Annotated in this window: 4 protein-coding genes and 1 pseudogene; 3 read left to right on the top strand and 2 right to left on the bottom strand. The window is 29.8% G+C overall.

Going from position 1 to position 5,345, the window contains the following annotated elements; all coding sequences use genetic code 11:
* The 3 genes from WFK35_RS20290 to WFK35_RS20280 all read left to right on the top strand — a co-directional run.
* The coding region (locus WFK35_RS20290) for a hypothetical protein (protein ID WP_336734259.1) at window positions 1-338 on the top strand (338 nt) is incomplete at its 5' end.
* 109 nt (window positions 339-447) lie between these two features.
* A complete protein-coding gene (locus tag WFK35_RS20285; RefSeq protein WP_002977302.1) occupies window positions 448-894 on the top strand; it encodes a hypothetical protein in 447 nt (148 codons plus the stop codon).
* A gap of 433 nt (window positions 895-1,327) precedes the next feature.
* Window positions 1,328-2,731, top strand: a complete 1,404-nt coding sequence (locus tag WFK35_RS20280; RefSeq protein WP_336734257.1) for a hypothetical protein — start codon at window positions 1,328-1,330, stop codon at window positions 2,729-2,731.
* 654 nt (window positions 2,732-3,385) lie between these two features.
* Here the strand turns inward: WFK35_RS20280 and WFK35_RS20275 are convergent.
* Complete coding sequence (locus tag WFK35_RS20275) at window positions 3,386-4,066, bottom strand: hypothetical protein (RefSeq protein ID WP_002977304.1); 681 nt, start codon at window positions 4,064-4,066, stop codon at window positions 3,386-3,388.
* Window positions 4,067-4,071: 5 nt separating this feature from the next.
* A pseudogene (locus WFK35_RS20270) lies at window positions 4,072-5,345 on the bottom strand (hypothetical protein); the annotation flags it as partial.

Here is a 5,345-nt window from a genome sequence, read left to right as displayed (position 1 = left end):
ATATTGTTTTAAGCTGCTATGTCAGTAATTTTAATCTTATTTTTAAAGATGATTCTTTTGAAGGAAATGAATCATTTACCATTAAACTTAAAAATGACCCGGCTATTTTGAAAGATAAATTAGCGGAGTGGATTAATTATGCTTCTCACAGGAAAATATATATTTTTACCTCTGACGAAGGATTGTATTATTCCAAGTTTATAAGAATTTATAATGGAAAATTACCCCTTTTCAGCCCTTCAAAAGAGTTGGCATATTATGTTTTCCAACGACAGAAAGCTGTTGAAATGGTTCAGAAACTTAAAAAAGACAAAATAAAATTGTCTATTGTGCTTTAAATAATTTGTAAAGCCGTAAAAATATGATTTATATTTTTCGGTTTTAGTTTTACATTTGTAATAATTTGTTGTCGTTGAATCGGCAAGTTGGCTAATAAATAAGCATTCTATGTGCGCAAAAAAAGCAACCAAAAACTTATTGGTAAAAACCGATAAGTCTTTAGTGGACAATTTTAAGATTTGCAGTTTTACTTATTACAAGGATAACGACCTGTTATCCCTATTTTCCTATAGACATTATTTATGTGTCACATTACTGAATGTTCAAAAGAGTTTTCAGCAAAAATATCATAAGGTTACCGCTCCTAATGAGCAGTATCTTGTTTTTTATAAAAAGAGAGGAACTAAGATTGAAAATACAAAAGAAGAAAGAATATTGGAAAGTATCAATTTTCTACTTCCACTAAAATATTCTGATCTTTATTATGAATTGATGCACACTTATTACATCAATGAAAAATCTGATTCTTCAAGCTATTCTATTTCCGCTTTTTTTGAATTTCTTGTTTCTTTTGTCAGCAAAACTCCTTTGGAATTTTTTTCTGTTGAATTATAACATTCTATATTTCTACATCAATTTAAATATATAATTGTATAAATACGGTAGTATGTATTTATTGAATTGTTGAATTATATGTTTATATAATTCAATAATACTGTCAATATATATTTATATAATTGTTCAATTGTAGGTTTACACATTATTGCAAATGTTGATTTCAACTTTTAAAAAATGGCTTTTGAAGATTATATTGTAAAAATAATTTGTTTTTTTTGTGGTGCAAGATGTCCTTTTGGACGTCCATTTATATAAAATGAGCCTACAAAAGAGTATCTTGCCTTTTTTCAAAAGGATTATTACTAACTCGGAACTCGTTGAAATTTTAACTTAAAATACTCAATTAATCATATTTTAAATGCTCATTCAGAATGATCTCAATCATTTTCAAATTTAAAGTATATTAGATATAAAATAGTAATTACTTAAAATGGTGAATATTTACATAAAAGAACCTTGGGCGATAGATGCAAAAAAAGCATTGAATTTTTTTGTGTCGAGAATGGGAGATGAAAGATGGTTGAAAAGACGAGACAAAGTTGTATCATATTTTCGTGAGGTTGAAGCTATTCAGTATGGATTTAAAAAAGCGGAAAGTAAAGATGGCAAACTCGTCATGCCAATTGCTTTTTATGATGACTGGATTGCATGGTATATGTATCTGGTAGAAAGTATCTTTGAAAGACCTTTATCTGGTGACGCTCTACAATCCGCTCGTATATTTCCGTTTTTTTCGATGATAGGGAAGAATCTTTCAACACTTCTTGAGATTGATGGGATAGAGAAAAAGATTGAGGAATTATTGAACGAAAAAAAGAATCACCCTGATACCATTTTTTTTGAACTGGCAGTTGCAAATTTATATTGTAAAAATGGATGGAAAGTATCCTTTATACCTGAAAGCACTTATTATAAATCTCCGGACTTGCAGATTAGAAAAGATGGACAACAATATTGGGTTGAATGTAAAAGAATGCAGAAAGTTCCGGATTATTCTGAAAGCGAAAGGTCAGAATGGCAAAACAGATCTTTACGATTGACTGCCATTTTGCAAGAATATAAATTGTCGTATTCCATTGATATTATTTTTAAGGTTCCAGTTTCAGAGACAGGCGAAAATATTTTAGTTGATTGTTTTAATGAATATCTTAAAATTCATAGTGGAGATAAAAGAGCACAAATTCAAACTTCTGAAATTGAAATTTCATTTAGACCGTTGAACTTGGCTTCTATAAATAGAGAATTAAAAGAAAGAGATATTAGAAACAATTCACCGGAATTAATTGAGGTTTGCATTGGAAAATATGAAAGTGGGGGTAATTATGTGACCGTATTTAACCACGATGAACTATATAAATTGGGTAAGGATAAAAATTTTGATATTCTAAATCTTTACATTGACAAAGTAGGAAGTATAAGTATTCTTAAATGGACAAGTGTCTCCGAACATTCTATAAATATGAAAGCAAAGGACGTAAAACTACTTCTTGTAAAAGCAGTAGATCAAATACCACTTGATGGTCCAGGAATTATTCATATCGGCTATGAAAATTTGGACGGACCATATGTAGAAAGAAAAAGATTTTTGAAGTCGGAGGAAATAATACAGGGATTTGATTATAAAGAAAAAGATATCCGAGCGATACATTGTAATAGTATTCAGCTGCTTGCTTCCAGTAATAATTTTGATTGGGCTGAAACTACCTGTTTTTATAAACAAAGCCATTATCCTGTTCTAAAAAATGATTTGCTTTTGGCTGATTCAGTAAGTGGCTTTAATAGACCTCACTGGGAAGATGATATAGAAAATTTAGAAGGTAATCAATATAATTAGTGAGCTTTTAAATATTTAGTGGGAGCTTCCATTGATAATTAGAATTGATTGGATAGAGCCATTGTATTGTCCTGAGACAAAGTATCATCTGATATTTTATACCTTTGCCGCGATTCTCAAGTTTAATTTGAGTTTTCATGGTTATTAGTTTTTATCCCCATCTTCTTGGGGATTTTTTTGTTTAAAACTTTTTCTTTGTATTGTCGAAGCAATATTTATCACTAAATTATTTGATTTTTTAAATATTTAATAACGTAATTTATAGTCATGATCAAAAAAAAGAGATCGAAATTGATGCTCAAAACCTATTTTACTTAACTTCACTAAAAGTTCTAAATAACAAACATTATTTTGTTCTTGAGTACAGCGAAAAAAGAAAATTTATTGTCTTCTACGCTAAGACAAACAAATCAAAAGTTACTCTTAAGCTTTCTCCTCCAGTCAAGTATAATAATTGCATTATTTTGACGGGGAAATTTTTTTCAAAACAGCGATACACTGTTTTTGATATTTTTATTTTGGATAAAAATGTGTTTTTATTTATAGAAGAGCAATTAATTGAAATTAAAGATTCAGATCAAGTGTTGATTAAACTTTCAAAAAAACGTACTTCAATCAAATAAAAAATCCCAAGCCAATTTGGCTTGGGATTTTTTATTTGGAATCAATATTTGTTTGATGATTATATTCAAAAATATCCGCAGCTTCTTTATCCCATCGTTTCCTAGGCAGCAATACGATTGTTGTGAATAAATCTCTTTTTTTATCATAGCTGTCAATTCTTTCAAGCCGTCCTCCATAGTCCTTGTCAGCAAGCGGATTAAGAGAATAGGGTAGAATAGTATCGGTTTTATTTAGATAGAAAATACTGTAGGTCTCTCTACTTATAATTTGGAATCTTTTAAAGTGTTTTTTTCCATAAAGTACAGTGTCATTTAGATTTTTCCGTTGCTGATAGTTGGATATAGGTAAGTCAATCCACATTGCTCCGTACCTTTTATTTTTGACATTTCTACCATTTTCAAATTTTTGATCTTTAAAAATCAAAGATTTTGACTGTAAAGTATTTCCAATGCTGAAATATAATGAATCACGGATATAATATACACTGTCAATTATTTCTGGAATTTGAATATTGGGGACTAATTCTATTAAGTCCTTATCCTGGTAGTTCATTTTGGACAAAATGATCTGTTGGTGCTCTTCAAGACCTTTTGAAGCACTGTAATAAATATTCGTGACTATATCAATTCCACCTCTTTTACTTTGAATTTTTTTTCCCTTATTACAAGAAACTAGAAATAAACAAAAGAATAATAAAGCAAAAACTCTCATAGATATTAAATTTTTCGGGAATGGCTCTGCTGATTCTTTACCTCATTAGTTTCCGAATTATCCTTTTGAAAGGCCTGCTCATTAGAGTTGAATCTTTTCATCTTATTATCATACAGATTCAGCATCTTGTATTGGGGGTTGAGAATTGCTTTTCCTTCGACTATATTATTTTTCAGATCTGAAAATTTTACCGAAACAATATTGCCTTTTTCAAGTGATTTGGTGGTAATTTCTCTGTGCTTATCGTTATCAAAATGAAGTTTTGCTTTATCAATGATCTTTTCAATGTCAATTCCGTAGTTTTTATTAAAAACCTGAAGCTTGAAATTTCCTTTTTCATTCTTTTCTTCATTCAATTGTAGCTTTACAAAAGCATCCTCTTTTGCATCCAAATGTTTATTATAAATCTCCGTTTTAACAGATCTGCCTTCTAAAAGATTGATCGCTTCTTTAGCCGTAAAGTTTCCATTAGCGGAAAATGTATGGTTTAAGTTGACATCCTTCTCATTGTTCTTAAGATTTGCAAGGAAAGAGTTTAAGTAGAAGTTTTCATTTTTTTCAGATTTTTGAAATTTCAGCTCAAAATTGATTTCATTGTTTTTGAAAGATGCTTTATCTGAAGAAATATTGATGATAAATTCTTTTTTATCTGAAGCTAAATTATCAGCCAGTTCCGTATGAACTTTTTGTTCTTCGCCAAAACCTAAATACTTGATCTGATCTTTTAAATCTTGTAGATTTCTATTTTCTTCAGGATGCCCGTTTTTTAGCCTGTTAACTTTATTGTATTCTGTTTCCAGGTTTTGAAGAATTTCTGGCTTCTCGGTTTGTTCTTTGGTGAGCACTAATGAAGTACCGTTCAAATTAACGCGTAGTGTCTCATTTGGATTTAATTTCTGCCCCGCTTTTTGCAGCATATTAACCAAATTATTAGGAGTGGACATTTTTTCAAAAAACGGTTTCTCTTGATTGGGCAGTTCGATTTTTACTTCTAAATCGGCTTTTTTGGATTGAAATACATTATTTTCCATGTTGTTAATATTATGATTGTTATGTAATTTGTTATCTAAATCATTTATTTGCTTGGATCGAAAATTTAGCAATCCCGAGAGTAGCTGCAGTCTTTCGCTGTCATTTTTTATAATTATTTTGAAGTCTGCTCCTGAGGAATTAAAAGGTGAAATAGTTAGATCAATTCCGGAAAACATTTTTCTCTTGTTTTGAAGATTTTCTATAAGAGAGTTATAGCTGTCAATTTCACTTGAGGTTGAACCACGGA

The organism is Chryseobacterium sp. VD8 (assembly GCF_037149975.1).
GTDB classification, from domain to species: Bacteria; Bacteroidota; Bacteroidia; order Flavobacteriales; family Weeksellaceae; genus Chryseobacterium; species Chryseobacterium indicum.
The sequence above is the reverse complement of the archived record's forward strand: the minus strand, read 5'-3'. Positions and strand labels throughout refer to the sequence as shown.

What these genes read in the sequence shown, in the direction of transcription:
- WFK35_RS20285 (WP_002977302.1), top strand. Translation starts at nt 448, where the DNA reads ATGTGCGCAAAAAAAGCAACCAAAAACTTATTGGTAAAAACCGATAAG.
- WFK35_RS20280 (WP_336734257.1), top strand. Translation starts at nt 1,328, where the DNA reads ATGGTGAATATTTACATAAAAGAACCTTGGGCGATAGATGCAAAAAAA.
- WFK35_RS20275 (WP_002977304.1), bottom strand. Translation starts at nt 4,066, where the DNA reads ATGAGAGTTTTTGCTTTATTATTCTTTTGTTTATTTCTAGTTTCTTGT.